This window comes from Ruixingdingia sedimenti, from assembly GCF_031432425.1.
In the GTDB taxonomy this organism is placed as follows: domain Bacteria; phylum Pseudomonadota; class Alphaproteobacteria; order Rhodobacterales; family Rhodobacteraceae; genus Ruixingdingia; species Ruixingdingia sedimenti.
On sequence record NZ_JAVKPH010000010.1, the window covers coordinates 1 to 15,241 of the forward strand.

Annotated in this window: 13 protein-coding genes; 5 read left to right on the plus strand and 8 right to left on the minus strand. The window is 69.6% G+C overall.

What is annotated here, in order from left to right:
- Nucleotides 1-130: 130 nt before the first annotated feature.
- The 6 genes from uvrC to dapA all read right to left on the minus strand — a co-directional run bounded on the left by uvrC (nucleotide 131) and on the right by dapA (nucleotide 5,959).
- Nucleotides 131-1,996: an excinuclease ABC subunit UvrC gene (gene uvrC, locus RGD00_RS10430; protein WP_310457264.1), complete on the minus strand. Its 1,866-nt coding sequence runs from the start codon at nucleotides 1,994-1,996 to the stop codon at nucleotides 131-133.
- Nucleotides 1,997-2,294: 298 nt separating this feature from the next.
- Nucleotides 2,295-3,071 carry an SDR family oxidoreductase gene (locus RGD00_RS10435; RefSeq protein ID WP_310457265.1) on the minus strand — a complete coding sequence of 259 codons (777 nt, stop codon included), beginning with the start codon at nucleotides 3,069-3,071 and terminating at the stop codon, nucleotides 2,295-2,297.
- Between the two features lie 2 nt (nucleotides 3,072-3,073).
- Complete coding sequence (locus tag RGD00_RS10440; RefSeq protein WP_310457266.1) at nucleotides 3,074-3,253, minus strand: hypothetical protein; 180 nt, start codon at nucleotides 3,251-3,253, stop codon at nucleotides 3,074-3,076.
- Nucleotide 3,254: 1 nt separating this feature from the next.
- Nucleotides 3,255-4,088, minus strand: coding sequence for a S49 family peptidase (locus tag RGD00_RS10445; RefSeq protein WP_310457267.1), 834 nt, complete (start codon nucleotides 4,086-4,088; stop codon nucleotides 3,255-3,257).
- A gap of 123 nt (nucleotides 4,089-4,211) precedes the next feature.
- Nucleotides 4,212-5,087 carry a DMT family transporter gene (locus RGD00_RS10450; protein WP_486662749.1) on the minus strand — a complete coding sequence of 292 codons (876 nt, stop codon included), beginning with the start codon at nucleotides 5,085-5,087 and terminating at the stop codon, nucleotides 4,212-4,214.
- A complete protein-coding gene (dapA, locus tag RGD00_RS10455; protein WP_310457269.1) occupies nucleotides 5,084-5,959 on the minus strand; it encodes a 4-hydroxy-tetrahydrodipicolinate synthase in 876 nt (291 codons plus the stop codon). Before dapA ends, RGD00_RS10450 begins: the two co-directional genes overlap by 4 nt.
- Before the next feature lie 149 nt (nucleotides 5,960-6,108).
- Between dapA and RGD00_RS10460 the strand changes: the two genes are divergently transcribed.
- The 4 genes from RGD00_RS10460 to RGD00_RS10475 all read left to right on the plus strand — a co-directional run bounded on the left by RGD00_RS10460 (nucleotide 6,109) and on the right by RGD00_RS10475 (nucleotide 10,973).
- Nucleotides 6,109-8,049, plus strand: a complete 1,941-nt coding sequence (locus RGD00_RS10460; RefSeq protein ID WP_310457270.1) for a lytic transglycosylase domain-containing protein — start codon at nucleotides 6,109-6,111, stop codon at nucleotides 8,047-8,049.
- Nucleotides 8,050-8,175: 126 nt separating this feature from the next.
- On the plus strand, nucleotides 8,176-8,646 hold the full coding sequence (gene smpB / locus RGD00_RS10465; RefSeq protein WP_310457375.1) for an SsrA-binding protein SmpB: 471 nt from the start codon (nucleotides 8,176-8,178) through the stop codon (nucleotides 8,644-8,646).
- Nucleotides 8,647-8,931: 285 nt separating this feature from the next.
- The gene (sseA, locus tag RGD00_RS10470) at nucleotides 8,932-9,783 is read left to right on the plus strand and encodes a 3-mercaptopyruvate sulfurtransferase (protein ID WP_310457271.1); all 852 of its coding nucleotides are present in this window, start codon (nucleotides 8,932-8,934) and stop codon (nucleotides 9,781-9,783) included.
- 8 nt (nucleotides 9,784-9,791) lie between these two features.
- Complete coding sequence (locus tag RGD00_RS10475; protein WP_310457272.1) at nucleotides 9,792-10,973, plus strand: amino acid aminotransferase; 1,182 nt, start codon at nucleotides 9,792-9,794, stop codon at nucleotides 10,971-10,973.
- Nucleotides 10,974-11,025: 52 nt separating this feature from the next.
- On the opposite strand, the gene RGD00_RS10480 is transcribed toward RGD00_RS10475, so the two are convergent.
- Nucleotides 11,026-12,363 (minus strand): ammonium transporter, encoded by a 1,338-nt coding sequence (locus RGD00_RS10480; protein ID WP_310457273.1) that lies wholly within the window; start codon nucleotides 12,361-12,363, stop codon nucleotides 11,026-11,028.
- A gap of 23 nt (nucleotides 12,364-12,386) precedes the next feature.
- A complete protein-coding gene (locus RGD00_RS10485; RefSeq protein WP_310457274.1) occupies nucleotides 12,387-12,725 on the minus strand; it encodes a P-II family nitrogen regulator in 339 nt (112 codons plus the stop codon).
- 240 nt (nucleotides 12,726-12,965) lie between these two features.
- Between RGD00_RS10485 and RGD00_RS10490 the strand changes: the two genes are divergently transcribed.
- Nucleotides 12,966-15,176 (plus strand): transglycosylase domain-containing protein, encoded by a 2,211-nt coding sequence (locus RGD00_RS10490; protein WP_310457275.1) that lies wholly within the window; start codon nucleotides 12,966-12,968, stop codon nucleotides 15,174-15,176.
- The last annotated feature ends 65 nt before the right edge of the window (nucleotides 15,177-15,241 follow it).

The following is a 15,241-nucleotide window of genomic DNA, read 5'->3' on the forward strand; positions in this document are numbered from 1 at the left end:
ACCGCCGAAAGCTTCCTGGGCTTCATCGACATCACGTCGATCCGCCTCTGGCTCCGCCATTTGTCAACATGACCTAGGGGAAACCTATATCTCGCGCCGGCGCCCGGTCGCAATCATCGCCGGACATGGCTCAGCGGTCGTGGAAGAAGTCGTGGATCGTGCGCGCCATCGCCTCCGATATCCCCGGCGCGGCCTTGAGGTCATCGAGCCCGGCGCGGCTGACCGCCTTGGCCGAGCCGAAATGCGCCAGCAGCGCGCGTTTGCGCGCCGCCCCGATGCCGGGGATTTCGTCCAGCGGCGTCGCCCCCACGGCCTTGGCGCGTTTCGCCCGGTGGGCGCCGATGGCGAAGCGGTGGGCCTCGTCGCGCAGGCGCTGGACGAAGTAGAGCACCGGGTGGTTGCGCGGCAGGGCGAAGGGGCGCTGGCCGGGGCGGTGGAATTCCTCCTTGCCGTGGTCGCGGTCCACGCCCTTGGCGACGCCGACGAAGGGCACGTCGTCGACCCCCAATCCCGCCAGCACCTCGGCCACCGCCGACACCTGCCCCGCGCCGCCGTCGATCAACAGAAGATCCGGCCAGGCGGGGCTTTCGCGGTCGGGGTCGTCCTTCAGCAGGCGTTCGAACCGGCGGGTCAGCACCTCTTTCATCATGCCGAAGTCGTCGCCCGGCGCGATTTCCGTCCCCTTGATGTTGAACTTGCGGTATTCGCCCTTCATCAGCCCCTCGGGCCCGGCGACGATCATGCCGCCCACCGCGTTGGTGCCCATGATGTGCGAGTTGTCGTAGACCTCGATCCGCCGGGGCGGGGCGTCGAGGCCGAATGCCTCGGCCAGCCCTTCCAGCAGCTTCGCCTGCGCCGTCGATTCCGCCAGCCGCCGGGCAAGGCTTTCGCGCGCGTTGCGGGCGGCGTTTTCCACCAGTTCGGCCTTTTCGCCCCGCTGCGGCACGGCGAGTTCGACCCTGCGCCCGGCGCGGTCCGACAGCAGTTGCGCCAGCAGGTCGGGGTCTTCCACGGGATGCGACAGCAGGATCAGCCGCGGCGGCGGCTTGTCGTCGTAGAACTGGGCGAGGAAGGCCTGAAGGATCTCGGGTTCTTCCGCCCCCGCGCCGGTGCGGGGATAGAAATCGCGGTTGCCCCAGCTTTGATTGGCGCGGATGAAGAACACCTGCACGCAGGCCTGCCCGCCTTCGGCATGCACCGCGATCACATCGGCCTCGGCCACGCCGCGGGGGTTGATGCCCTGCGTCTGCTGCACCGCGGTCAGCGCCTTGATCCGGTCGCGCAGCGCCGCGGCGCGTTCGAATTCCATCGCGTCGGATGCCGCCTGCATCTGTGCCGCCAGTTCCGCCTGCACATGCGTCGTGCGGCCTTCGAGGAACCGCCGCGCGTCCTCGACCAGCCCGGCATAGTCGGGTTCAGAGATCAGGCCGGTGCAGGGCGCCGAACAGCGTTTGATCTGGTAGAGCAGGCAGGGCCGGGTGCGGCTGGAAAAGGTCGCATCCGAACAGGTCCGCAGCAGGAACACGCGCTGCAACTGGTTCAGCGTCCGGTTCACCGCCCCCGCGCTGGCGAAGGGGCCGTAGTAATGGCCCGGCGCGGACCGCTTGCCGCGATGCTTGCCGATCTGGGGAAAGGGATGGGCGGTGCCGATCAGGATGTTCGGAAACGACTTGTCGTCGCGCAACAGCACGTTGTAGCGCGGCTTCAGCTGCTTGATGAGGTTCTGTTCCAGCAGCAGCGCCTCGGTCTCCGTGCGCGTGGTCAGGAACATCATCGCCGCGGTTTCGCGGATCATCCGGGCGATGCGCCCCGAATGCCCCGTGGGTCGGGCATAGTTCGACACCCGCGCCTTCAGGTTGCGCGCCTTGCCGACATAGAGCACCTCGTTCGCCGCGTTCAGCATGCGGTAGACGCCGGGCGAGCCGTCGAGCCGGCGCACCTCGTCGGCGATCAGCGCATGGCCCGTGAGGGGCTGTGGCAGGGGGGTGTCATCCATCGTCGATTCCCGTGGGGTGGCTGCAATCTTATCGCGGCTGCGGCAAGGGGAAAGCTGTCCACGGAATCTGTGGACAACTCTGGGGGAAAGCGCCGGGCATCGGGGATTTTCCCTTGAATCCGGCAGGTTTCATCGAACTGCCCAAATTTTGGGCACAGCGATAATGCGCTGTTTTTGCTGTGGATTTTTTCCGGGCCCTGCCAAACATCTGATCATCCTGACAGAATCGTAACGCATCCGTGACTGCGAGGGCTCCGGTGGACAAGTCAAGTCCCGCAGACGGAAGGGTGACGCCGTGTCACTCCACCCCCAGCACATCGGGGGTCTGCCAGCCCAGGTGCTGGCCCCCGTCGACGCAGATCAGTTGCCCCGTCACCGCCGGCGCATCCAGCAGATAGCCGAGCGCCGCGGTGATGTCGGCCGGGTTCGCCCCGCGGCCGAGGATGGTGGCCGCGCGCTGGCGGGCGAAATGGCTGGCCGACTGCCGCCCGCCCTGCAAGGTGGGCCCGGGGCCGATGGCGTTGACGCGGATCGCGGGGGCAAGCGCCTGCGCCGCCGTGCGGGTAAAGGCCCAGAGCCCCATCTTGGCGATGGTGTAGGACATGAATTCCGGCGTCGGTTTCAGCACGCGCTGGTCGATCATGTTGACGACAAGGCCGGTCGCCAGCGGCTCGCCCCCCCCGTCCTGCACCGCCGCCAGCCCCTGCGCGGCGAACCGTTCCGTCAGCACCACCGGCGCGCGCAGGTTCGATTCCATGTGCCGGTCCCAGCTTTGGCGGGTCAGGCCCCCCATGCGGTCATGTTCGAAGATCGAGGCGTTGTTGACCAGCACGGTCAGCGGCCCTTCCAGCGCGGCGATGGCGCGGGGAACCAACGCCTGCACCTGCGCCTCGTCCAGCAGGTCGGCGTGGATCGCCACGGCGCGGCGGCCCATGGCGCGGATTTCACCCGCCACGGCCTCTGCCTCGGGCTGCGAGGTGGCGTAATGCACCGCCACGTCATGGCCGCGCCCGGCCAGATACAGCGCCATCGCCCGCCCCAGCCTGCGCCCCGCGCCCGTCACCAGTGCCCGCATGGTCAGCCCCGGCCCACGGTGCAGTCGCAGGGGCCCTTGCCGATCAGATAGCGCCCGCAGCGGGGGCAGCTGGCCGGGCGCTTCTTCTTCGCGCCCTTGCCGCGCCCGGGGATCCGCAACCGGCCGAACATCGCCAGCACCGCCATGCCGATCAGGAACAGGATGATGATCTTGACCAGCATGTCAGAGCCCCAGTCGCGCCCAGGCGGCGCGTTCCTCTGCCGCGTCCAGCGCGGCGGTCACGGCCTCTGCCCCCATCCGGGCGGCGGCCCCCTCGATCCCGAAGCGGCGCCAGAAGGGGCGGCGCTGGCCAAGCGGCAGGAAGCGCGTCTTGTCGCCGTAAAGCGCGCGCAGCTTGGGCGCCAGATGCCCCGGCCCGTCGGCCAGACCCAGATCCACCGCCCGCGCACCGACCCAGACATCGCCCTGGAAATAATCCACATCCGCCTTCAGCCGGTCGCCCCGGCGCGCCCGGACATGGGCGATGAAGGCGTCGTGGATCGGGTCGAGGATCGCACGCAGCCGCGCCACGTCCTCGGGCTTTTCGGGCAGGAACGGGTCGCCCAGGCTTTTCGACCGGCCCGCGGTATGCACCCGCCGCTCCACCCCGTTGCGGGCCAGAAACTCCGGCAGGCCGAAAGACGCCGAGATCACCCCGATGGAGCCGACGAGCGAACAGTCGTCCACCCAGATGTGATCCGCCGCGCAGGCCAGCCAATAGCCGCCCGATGCCGCCGCATCCTCGACAAAGGCATGGACGGGGATCTTCTTTTCGTCGGCCAGCCGCCGGATCCGCGCCGCGATCAGCGAGCTTTGCACCGGCGAGCCGCCGGGCGAATTGACCGCCAGCGCCACCGCCGTCACCCCGCGCAGGGCGAAGGCGCGCTCGATCACCGGGGCGAGCGCGGCGTCGGACATGCCGCCCCCGCCAAGGCGCGCGCCCCCGCCGATGGCGCCGGTCAGGCGGATCACGGGAACGAGCGGAACCCGGGGCAGAAAGGGGATGAAGCGGCGCATGGCCCAGATGTAGGCCGCGCCGCCCCGCGCCGCAAGCGTTACCGCCCCGCAGGCCGGACAAGCTCAACCCCCAAGATGCGGCGACGGCACATGCCTTCGCCCGACAGCGCGGGGGCGATCCGCCTAGCGCCGCGCAAGGCGGCGGCTGCGGAACAGGGTGTAGAGCCCGCTGCCCACGATCAGCGCCGCCCCCGCCAGCATCGGCGCGTCGAGCCGTTCGCCGAACACCGCCACCGCGACCACCAGCGCGAACACCAGCCGGGTATAGCGGAAGGGGGCGACGACCGACATCTCGCCCATCCGCATCGCGGCGGTCAGCATGGCATAGCTGAAGACCCCGGCCAGCGTCATCCCCGCGACCAGCGCCGCACCGCGGGCATCGGGCAGCACCGCCCCGCCGGTCCAGCCCAGGATCAGCGCGCCCGCCACCGTCAGCATGGCAAAGCCCAGAACCCCCAGCTGCATGTTCGACAGCGTGGCGGGCGCGGCCCGCGTCGCCAGATCGCGGCCCGCAAAACCGGCCATGCCCGCAACCGCCAGCAGCGACAGAAGGTCGAACCCCTCCACCCCCGGCCGCAGGATCACCAGCACGCCCGCGAAACCCACCGCGACGGCCAGCCAGCGCCGCCAGCCCACGGTTTCGCCGAAGATCAGCGCCGCCCCCGCCAGCACCACCAGCGGCGTCGCCTGCAATATCGCCGAGGTCAGCGCAAAGGGCACCATCGCGATCGCCAGCGCATGGAACAGCCGCCCGGCGATTTCCAGCGCCGACCGCGCCAGCATCGGCGGGCCGACCATCGCCGGGTGCAGCGGCCCCGCGCCCTGCCGCAGGCACAGCGCCGCGAACAGCACCGCCCCCGCCACCCCCATGATCATCAGGCACTGGCCCGTCGGCACGCCCGCGGCGACCGCGGCCTTGAGGAACATGTCCTCCGCCGTGAATCCCGCCATCGCGGCCGTCATCAGCAGACTGCCGCGCAGGTTGCCCGCGGGGGTCAGTTCAGCAGCCTCGCATGCACCATTGCCGCGCGGATGCGGGCCTTGGTCGCCTCGGTCAGCCCGACCAGCGGCAGGCGCACATCCTCGGTGCAGCGGCCGAGCAGCGACAGGCCGTATTTCGCCCCCGCCAGCCCCGGTTCGAGGAAGATCGCCTCGTGCAGCGGCATCAGCAGGTCCTGGTATTCCAGCGCCTTCGCATAGTCGCCCGCCAGCGTCGCCGCCTGGAATTCGGCGCACAGCCGGGGCGCCACGTTCGCGGTGACGGAAATGCAGCCCACGCCCCCATGCGCGTTGAAGCCGAGCGCGGTCGCATCCTCGCCCGACAGCTGGATGAAATCCTTGCCGCAGGTCTGGCGCTGCTGGCTGACCCGCTCGATCCTGCCGGTGGCGTCCTTGACGCCGATGATGCGCGGCAGCCTGGCCAGTTCGCCCATGGTTTCCGGCGTCATGTCGACGACCGACCGGCCGGGGATGTTGTAGATGACGATCGGCAGGGCGCAGCAGTCGTGCACCGCGGTGAAATGCGCGATCAGCCCGGCCTGGGTGGGTTTGTTGTAATAGGGCGTCACCACCAGCGCGGCGCTGGCCCCCACCCGTTCGGCATGGCGGATCAGGCGGATGCCCTCGGCGGTGTTGTTGGACCCGGCCCCGGCGATCACCGGCACGCGCCCGGCGGCGGCCCTGACCACCACCTCGATGACGGTTTCATGTTCCTCGTGGCTGAGCGTCGGGCTTTCGCCCGTGGTGCCCACCGGGACAAGCCCGGCAGAGCCCTGTTCGATCTGCCATTCGACGAGTTTCTTCAGCGTGTCCAGATCCAGCTCGCCGTTCTTGAACGGCGTCACCAGGGCAGGAATGGACCCTTTGATCATGACACGCTTCTCCTCGGTTTCGGGCTGACTCGCCCGGGTGTGACAGGCCGTTCCTATCCCTTGGCCACGGCCTTGCCAAGCGGGGCCAAGCGGGACGCTGGCGGGTTTGTGTGTTGCCCCCGGGGGGGCCTCTGACGCAGGATCGCGCCATGCGCACCGCCCTTCTGTTCGCCCCGATCCTTGCCGCCGCCCTTGCCCTGTCGTCCGCGCCCGCCGCCCCCGCGCAGGATGCGCCCCTGGCAAGGGCGATGGCGCGCGCGGCGGCGCAGGACTGGGCCGCCGCGGCAGAGGCGGCGCAACCGCTCGGCCCGCTGGCCGCCGATATCGTGGAATGGATGCGCCTGCGCGCGGGCGAGGGGCGGTTGGGGGATTACGAGGCATTCGTGGCCCGGCGCGCGGACTGGCCGGGGCTGGACCTGCTGCGCCGCCGGGGCGAGGCGGCGGTGGCGCGGTCGCAAACACCGGCGCGCGTGATCGCCTGGTTCGCCGATACCGCGCCGCAGACGGCGGAAGGCGCGCTGGCGCTGGTGCGGGCATTGCGCGCGGCGGGGCAGGATACGCGCGCCGATGCCGTGGCCGCCGCCGCCTGGGCCGAGTTGCCCTTCACCGCCGACGAACAGGCCGCCATGCTGCTGCTGGCCGGACCCGCGCTTGCAGCGCATCACACCACGCGGATGGATCACCTGCTCTGGCGCGGCCGCGCGCCGGAGGCCGAACGCCTGATCCCCTTCGTCCCCGAGGGCTGGCAGCATCTGGCCCGCGCTAGGCTGGCGCTGGCCGCCGATGCGGCGGGGGTGGACGGGTTCATAGCACTGGTGCCCCCCGATCTGGCCGGCGATCCGGGGCTGGCCCATGCCCGGTTCGAATGGCGGCTGCGCAAGGGGCGGCAGGCGGATGCGGCGGCGCTGATCGTGGAACGGTCGGACAGCGCCGACCGTCTGGGCCGCCCCGATGCCTGGGCCGCGCGCCGCACCGGGCTTGCCCGTGCGCTGATGCAGGCGGGCGAGGTGGGGACGGCCTATCGAGTCGCCGCGGGCCATCATCTGACCGCCGGGGCGGATTTCGCGGAACTCGAATTCCTCGCCGGATATATCGCGCTGCGCAAGCGGGCCGATCCGGCCACGGCGCTGGCGCATTTCCGGCGGCTGGCGGCGGGCGTCACCAGCCCGATCAGCACCGCCCGCGCCGCCTATTGGGAAGGCCGCGCGCTGGAGGCCCTGGGGCAGGACACCGAGGCGCAGGCGGCCTATGCGCGCGCGGCGGCGGAGATGTCGACCTATTACGGCCTTCTGGCCGCCGAACGGCTGGACCATCCGATGGCCCCCGCGCTGGCCGCCCCGCCGGCGTTGCCCGACTGGCGGCAGGCGGGGTTCCTGTCGTCGTCGGTGTTCGAGGCGGCGCTGCTTTTGTACCGCGCGGGCGAGGTCGGGCAGGCGCGCCGTTTCCTGCTGCATCTGGCCGAGGGGCTGGACGATGCGGGGCTCGCACAGCTCGCGGGTTTCGCGCTGGATCTGGGGGCGCCCAACATCGCCGTTCTGGTCGCCAAACAGGCCGCCGCGCGCGGGGTGACGCTGCCCGCCGCGCTGTTCCCCGAACCCGCGCTGCTGCCCGAGGGGCTGGCCGTGCCGCGCCCCCTTGCCATGGCCATCGCCCGGCGGGAAAGCGAATTCGACCCCGCCGCGCGCAGCCCCGCCGGCGCGCGCGGGCTGATGCAGGTGATGCCGGGCACGGCGGAACTGATGGCGCGCAAACTGGGCATCGCCCATGACGCCGCGCGGCTGGACGATCCGGCCCACAATGCGCGGCTGGGTGCGGCCTATCTGGCGCAACTGACCGACGAATTCGGTTCTGCGCTGGCACTGGTCGCGGCGGGCTACAACGCCGGGCCGGGGCGGCCGCGGGCCTGGATCGCGGATCTGGGCGACCCGCGCCATCCGCAGGCCGATCCGGTGGACTGGGTGGAACATGTCCCCTTCGCGGAAACCCGCACCTATATCATGCGCGTGGCAGAGGCGCTGGCAATCTATCAGGCCCGTGCCGACCGTTCGGCCGCCCCGGTGCGGCTGACCCGCCTGCTGGCGGGGCGGTAGGCTCGCCCCCCCGGCGAAGGCGCGATGACAGAGGCGTTGCCCCGGCGGCACCGCCCGCACGAACCTTCACGGGAATGCCGCACCGGGCTGGACAGGCGGGCGGGGCATGACTATTTCGGGGCGATCATGACCAAGAAATCCGACCCCAATTCCAGACTGATCGCGGAAAACCGCCGCGCGCGGTTCGACTATTTCATCGAGGACGATCTGGAAGCGGGGATCATCCTCACGGGGTCCGAGGTCAAGGCGCTGCGCACCGGGCAGTCGAACATCGCGGAAAGCTATGCCTCGGTGGAAAACGGCGAGTTGTGGCTGATCAACGGCTATATCGCCACGCTGCAACAAGCCGGGGTCTTCGGGCACGAGGAACGGCGCCGGCGCAAGCTGCTGGTCAGCAAGCGCGAGCTTTCGCGGCTCTGGAACGCCACCGCGCGCGAGGGGATGACGCTGGTGCCGCTGTCGATGTATTTCAACGACCGCGGCATCGTGAAGCTGAAGATCGGCATCGCCAAGGGCAAGAAGGTCGCCGACAAGCGCGACACCGAAGCCAAGCGCGACTGGAACCGGCAGAAACAGCGGCTGCTCAAGCAGGGCTGACCCCCGGGGGCGGGGGTTTCCCTTCTGCCGGATGGCCCGGCGGGAAGGACAGCGCCGGGGGCCAGCCCCCGGACCCCCGGGATATTTGTGCCAGCCTGAAGAACAGCGTGCTTTCGGAATGGAGAGCGACCTGCTCTTCAGGCTGGACTTAAATATCCCCGCCGGAGGCCCCCGCACTTTCCGCCGGGCCAAGCGCCGGGTGTGCGTACCCTCGGCGGGGGACGCCCCCCTTCCCTTCGCCGGGCGCCCCCGCTATGGGTGGACCAAAGGAAGGGAGCCGCAGCCATGTCCGCCGACGACCCCAGAACGCTCGTGTCCACCGCCTGGCTGGAGGCGCATCTGAAAGACCCCGACCTGCGGGTGCTGGATGCGTCCTGGTATCTGCCCGCGATGGGGCGCGACGCCCGGGCCGAATACGACGCGGGCCATATCCCCGGCGCGCGGTTCTTCGACATCGACGAGATTTCCGACACGCGGTCCGACCTGCCCCACATGGCCCCGCCGGTGGAAAAGTTCATCAGCCGCATGCGCGCGATGGGCGTGGGCGACGGACATCAGGTGGTGGTCTATGACGGCATGGGCCTCTTTTCCGCCGCCCGCGTCTGGTGGACCTTCCGCCTGATGGGCAAGACCGATGTCGCGGTGCTGGATGGCGGGCTGCCGAAGTGGAAGGCCGAGGGGCGCGAGCTGGAAGACATGCCCCCCATCCTGCGCGACCGCCATATCACCGTGCAGCGGCAGGCCGGGCTGGTGAAGGACGTGACGCAGGTCGCCGCGGCCTCGAAACTGGGCGATCATGCCATCGTCGATGCGCGCCCGGCCGGCCGGTTCCGCGGCGAAGAGCCCGAACCCCGCCCCGGCCTGCGCGCGGGCCATATTCCGGGCGCGAAGAACGTGCCCTGGGACGCCGTGCTGAACCCCGACGGCACGATGAAGGACCCGGCGGCGCTGCGCGCGCTGTTCGAGGGCGCGGGCGCGGATCTGGCGAAGCCCGTGATCACCACCTGCGGATCGGGCGTGACGGCGGCGGTGCTGAACCTCGCGCTGGAACGCATGGGCCACCGGAACCACGCGCTTTACGACGGGTCGTGGGCGGAATGGGGCATGTACAACGACCTGCGGGTCGAAAAGGGGTGACGACACCTATGTTGGAAGCACTGAGGCCGCAGCCGGCGGACAAGATCCTGCAACTGATCCAGATGTTCAAGGACGACCCCCGGGCCGACAAGATCGACCTGGGCGTGGGCGTCTACAAGGATCCGACGGGGCTGACCCCGGTGATGCGCGCGGTCAAGGCCGCGGAAAAGCGCATCTGGGAAACGCAGGACACCAAGACCTATACCGCGCTGACCGGCGATCCGGGCTACAACGGCACCATGCGCCGGCTGATCCTGGGCGATGCGGTGGATGATGCACGGCTGTCGTCGATCGCCACGCCGGGCGGCACCGGGGCGGTGCGGCTGGCCGTCGATCTGGCCAAGATGGCGAACCCCGGCGCGACGGTCTGGGTGTCGCGCCCGACCTGGGGCAACCATATCTCGATCATCAAATTCGTCGGCCTGCCGGTCGCCGAATACCGATACTTCGACGAGGCGGCGGGCGAGGTCGATTTCGCCGGGCTGACCGAGGATCTGGGCCGCGTGAAGGCGGGCGACGTGGTGCTGCTGCATGGCTGCTGCCACAACCCGACCGGGGCGAACCTGACGGCGGATCAGTGGCAAAAGGTGATCGCCATCCTCAAGGCGCAGGGCGCGCTGCCGCTGGTGGATCTGGCCTATCAGGGCTTCGGCGACGGGCTGGAGGATGATGCGGCGGCGACCCGGGCCGTCGCGGCGGCCTTCCCGGAATTGCTGATCGCGGCGTCCTGTTCCAAGAACTTCGGCATCTACCGCGACCGCGCGGGGATCCTGATCGCGGTATCGGCCGATGCCGGCCAGACGCAGGTGGCGCAGGCGAACCTCAACTTCCTCAACCGGCAGACCTATTCCTTCCCGCCCGATCACGGCACGCGGGTGGTGATGACGATCCTTCAGGACGCGGACCTGACCGCCGACTGGAAGGCGGAACTGGAGGAGACGCGGCTGACCATGCTGCGCCTGCGGACCCAGCTGGCGGAGGAGCTGCGCAAGGCCACCAATTCCGACCGCTTCGACTTCGTGGCGCGGCACCGGGGGATGTTTTCCCGCCTCGGGCTGACGGAATCGCAGGTGGACCGGCTGCGCACCGAATTCGGCATCTACATGGTGGGCGACAGCCGCATCAACATCGCGGGGCTGAACAGCGCCACGGTGCCGGTGCTGGCGCGGGCGGTGGCGGCGGTTCTCTGACCCGGCGGCCGCGAGGAAACGGGGCCCGGGGGAAACCCCGGGCCCTTTCACGTCAGTAGTGATAGGCGCGTTCGCCATGCGCCGTCAGGTCCAGCCCCTCGCGTTCCGCCTCGGGGGTGACGCGCAGGCCGCCCATGACCAGCCCCACGATCTTGAACAGGATGAAGGACACGACCGCGCACCAGAGGATGGTGACGCCCACCGCCATGACCTGATAGATGACCTGTTCGGCCATGCCGCGGTCGCCCGCGAAGCCCTGCCCGCCGAGCGACGGCGCGCAGAAGACGCCCGCACCGACCGCGCCGACGATGCCGCCGATACAGTGGATGCCGAACACGTCGAGGCTGTCGTCATAGCCGAGCCTGTTCTTCACCACCGCCACGAACCAGTAGCAGACGGCCGAGGCGATCGCGCCGAGGAAGATCGCGCCCACCGGCCCGACGACGCCCGCCGCCGGGGTGATGGCGACCAGCCCCGCGATCATGCCGGATGCCCCGCCCAGCATCGACGCCTTGCCGCGCGACAGGTATTCCACCAGCACCCAGCCGAGGATCCCGCCCGCGGTGGCGGTGAAGGTGTTGATCATCGCCAGCCCCGCCGTGGCCCCGGCCCCGAGCGCGGACCCCGCATTGAACCCGAACCAGCCCACGAACAGGATCGCGGCCCCCACCAGCGTCAGGGTCAGCGAATGCGGCGCCATGTTTTCCTTGCCATAGCCGATACGGGGCCCAAGGACGACCGCCCCCACCAGCGCCGCGACGCCCGCGTTGATGTGCACCACCGTACCGCCGGCGAAATCGAACACCTCCCACCCGAAGAAAAGGCCGTTCGCATCCCAGGCCATATGCGCCACCGGGAAATAGACGAAGGTCGCCCACAGCGCCACGAACAGCAGCACCGCGCCGAACCTGATGCGTTCGGCAAAGCCCCCGATGATGAGGGCAGAGGTGATGCAGACGAAGGTCATCTGGAAGGACACGAACACATATTCCGGGATCGTGCCCGACAGCGTATCCGGCCCGATCCCCGCCAGGAACAGCTTGCCGAAGCCGCCGAAGAAGGCGCTGTCGGAGCCCCCGAAGGCGAAGGAATAGCCGTAAAGGACATAGATGATCATGCACATCGCGGTGATGGCCGTGGTCTGCATCAGGATCGACAGCATGTTCTTGGTGCGCACCAGCCCGCCATAGAACAGCGCCACCCCGGGCAGGATCATGAACAGCACCAGCGCGGTGGAAATCAGCATCCAGGCGGTATCGCCGGTATCGAGCGCCGGTGCGGCCTCCGCCACCTCCTCGACCGCTTCGGCGGCATCCTGCGCCCAGGCAGGCAGGGCCGCAAGCGCCGCCAGAACGGCGGCCAGGCCCGGATATTTCGTCATGTTCGACATGTTTCTTTCCCCAGAATGACCGCCTAGAGCGCGTCGTCGTCGGTTTCGCCCGTCCGCACGCGGACCGCATGTTCCAGATCCAGCACGAAGATCTTGCCGTCGCCGATCTTGTCGGTGCGCGCGGTCCTGCGGATCGTGCCGACCACCTCGTCGGCGATCGCGTCGGCGACGGCGATTTCCAGCTTGACCTTGGGCACGAAGTTCACGGCGTATTCCGCGCCGCGGTAGATTTCGGTATGGCCCGATTGCGCGCCGAAGCCCTTGATTTCTGTGACCATCATGCCCCTCACCCCGATGGCGGTGAGCGCCTCGCGCACCTCCTCGAGCTTGAACGGCTTGATCGCTGCTATGATGAGTTTCACGTCTCCACCCTTCCCTGGCAGGCGGCCCCGGGCGGGGCCCACACCGTCACGAAAGGGCCTTCGCATCCGCAGCACAACGCAGCGGCGCCCCGCCGAAGGGGCGAAACACGAAACACTGCGCATTTTTTGCACAACAGGGCGCGAATGATGAAATCATGGGCGCATCAAAAAACGGCGCGGTGTCTCCACAATCCGGCCCCGACGCGCTATGGTGCGGCAAAAGCAGCAGGCACAGACCGCATGGGCAGCACTTCAGGCAGAACCCCGCTGGTGGCGGAACGGCGCGGCGCAGGCCGCGCGCCGGCCGGTGGCACGACCAAGGCAAGGACGCGCTCGGCGCCGAAAACGGCCGCGCGCACGGGCGGCGGCAACGGCGGCGGGCGCGGGAATGGCGGCGGCCGGTCGGGCCGCGGGGGCAAGCCGCGGCGGGGGATCGTCTCGCGCTTCTTCCGCTGGATCGGGCGGCTGGTCTGGGGCATCGCCTGGCGCGTCACGGCGGTGGTGGCGTTGGTCCTGGGCACCGTCACCTGGTATTTCTACACGCAACTGCCGCCGCTCAGCGAATTGCTGGATGCGCGCACCCGCGGTTCCGTCACCCTGCTGGACCACGAGGGCGAGGTCTTCGCCTGGCGCGGCGAAACCTTCGGCGGCCAGATCACCGCGACGCAGGTCAGCCCGCATCTGCGCAACGCCGTGGTCGCGACCGAGGACCGCCGCTTCTACCGCCATTTCGGCGTCAGCCCCCGCGGCATCGCCAGCGCGATCCGCATCAACCTGTCCGAGGGCCGCGGCCCGTTCGAGGGCAACGGCGGCTCGACCATCACCCAGCAGGTGGCCAAGCTGCTGTGCCTCGGCGTGGCCTTCGACCCGGCGCAGTGGAAATCCGAGGCCGAATACGAATCCGACTGCCGCCGCGGCAGCATGGTGCGCAAGATCAAGGAAGTGCCCTATGCGCTGGCGATGGAGTGGAAGTATTCCAAGAACGACATCCTGACGATCTACCTCAACCGCGCCTATCTGGGCGCCGGTGCGCGCGGGTTCGAGGCGGCGGCGCAACGGTATTTCGGCACCTCGGCCAACAAGGTCGATCCCGCGCAGGCGGCAATGCTGGCGGGGCTTCTGGTCGCGCCCTCCTATTACGCGCCGACGCGCAGCCTCGAACGCGCGCAGGGCCGGGCCAATGTCATCATCGGCCTGATGCAGCAGCAGGGCTACCTGACCAAGGCAGAGGCGGATCAGGCCCGCGCCAACCCCGCCCGCCTGTCAGAGGCCGCAGAGGCCCGCGCGGGCGGCTATTTCGCCGACTGGGTGGTGGAAACCACGCCCGATTTCCTGGCCCGCGACACGACAGAAGATGTGATCATCCACACCACGCTGGACCAGCACCTGCAACGCGCCGCCGAAACCGCGCTGGCCGATGTGTTCGCCACCAAGGTCAAGGACGGGTCCAAGGCGCAGGCGGCGGTGGTGGTCATGTCCGCCGACGGGGCGGTGCGCGCCATGGTGGGCGGGCGCAAGACGCAGGTCGCGGGCGACTTCAACCGCGCCACCCAGGCGATGCGCCAGACCGGATCGGCCTTCAAACCCTTCGTCTATGCCGTGGCGCTGGACCTGGGCTATTCCCCCGCCGATTTCGTCGAGGACGCGCCGCTGACGATCAACGTGCGCGGGTCGGGGCCGTGGAGCCCGAAGAACTACACCAACACCTATCGCGGCATCGTCCCGCTGACCGAGGCGCTGAAACACTCGCTCAACACCGCCGCGGTGCGGATTTCCGAGGCCGTGGGCCGCGACAACGTGCGCCGCGTGGCCACCGATTTCGGCATCGACAGCGATCTTGCCGCCGGGCCCGCGCTCGCGCTCGGCGTGTCAGAGGCGACGCTGCTGGAAATGACCGGCGCCTATGCCGGCATCCTCAACGGCGGGTCCGCGGTGACGCCCTATGGCGTGATCGAACTGCGGCTCCAGGGGGAAAAGAAGCCGCTCTTCGGCCAGGGCGGCGGGATCGGCGAGCGGGTGATCAGCGAACAGGCGGCGCGGCTGCTGACCTATATGATGTCAGAGGTGATCAATTCCGGCACCGGCACCCGCGCGCGCCTGCCCGGGCGCGAGGCCGCGGGCAAGACCGGCACCACCCAGGCCGCCCGGGACGCGTGGTTCGTGGGCTTCACCGCCGACTACGTGGCCGGCGTCTGGATGGGCTACGACGACAACACGCCCCTTGCCGGCGTCACCGGCGGCGGCCTTCCGGCAGAGATCTGGCGCGAGGTGATGATCCGCGTGCACGACGGCCTGCCCGCCCGGCCCCTGCCGATGATCGTGCCCACCCCGCGCGCGCCGCCGGTGGTCAACCCGCCCCCGGCCGAGGCACCCGCGGCCCCCGCGCGCGAACCCGATCTGGCCGAGCGCATCCTGAACGAGGTGCTGGGAACGATCGGCGGCCAACCCTGAGCGGTTCGCGCGGCGGCAAGGGCGGCGCCGGGGGCCAGCCCCCGGACCCCCGGAGTATTTGGGAA

What these genes read in the sequence shown, in the direction of transcription:
- RGD00_RS10490 (WP_310457275.1), top strand. Translation starts at nt 12,966, where the DNA reads ATGGGCAGCACTTCAGGCAGAACCCCGCTGGTGGCGGAACGGCGCGGC.
- RGD00_RS10435 (WP_310457265.1), bottom strand. Translation starts at nt 3,071, where the DNA reads ATGCGGGCACTGGTGACGGGCGCGGGGCGCAGGCTGGGGCGGGCGATG.
- dapA (WP_310457269.1), bottom strand. Translation starts at nt 5,959, where the DNA reads ATGATCAAAGGGTCCATTCCTGCCCTGGTGACGCCGTTCAAGAACGGC.
- RGD00_RS10445 (WP_310457267.1), bottom strand. Translation starts at nt 4,088, where the DNA reads ATGCGCCGCTTCATCCCCTTTCTGCCCCGGGTTCCGCTCGTTCCCGTG.
- RGD00_RS10440 (WP_310457266.1), bottom strand. Translation starts at nt 3,253, where the DNA reads ATGCTGGTCAAGATCATCATCCTGTTCCTGATCGGCATGGCGGTGCTG.
- RGD00_RS10475 (WP_310457272.1), top strand. Translation starts at nt 9,792, where the DNA reads ATGTTGGAAGCACTGAGGCCGCAGCCGGCGGACAAGATCCTGCAACTG.
- sseA (WP_310457271.1), top strand. Translation starts at nt 8,932, where the DNA reads ATGTCCGCCGACGACCCCAGAACGCTCGTGTCCACCGCCTGGCTGGAG.
- RGD00_RS10480 (WP_310457273.1), bottom strand. Translation starts at nt 12,363, where the DNA reads ATGTCGAACATGACGAAATATCCGGGCCTGGCCGCCGTTCTGGCGGCG.
- RGD00_RS10460 (WP_310457270.1), top strand. Translation starts at nt 6,109, where the DNA reads ATGCGCACCGCCCTTCTGTTCGCCCCGATCCTTGCCGCCGCCCTTGCC.
- smpB (WP_310457375.1), top strand. Translation starts at nt 8,176, where the DNA reads ATGACCAAGAAATCCGACCCCAATTCCAGACTGATCGCGGAAAACCGC.
- uvrC (WP_310457264.1), bottom strand. Translation starts at nt 1,996, where the DNA reads ATGGATGACACCCCCCTGCCACAGCCCCTCACGGGCCATGCGCTGATC.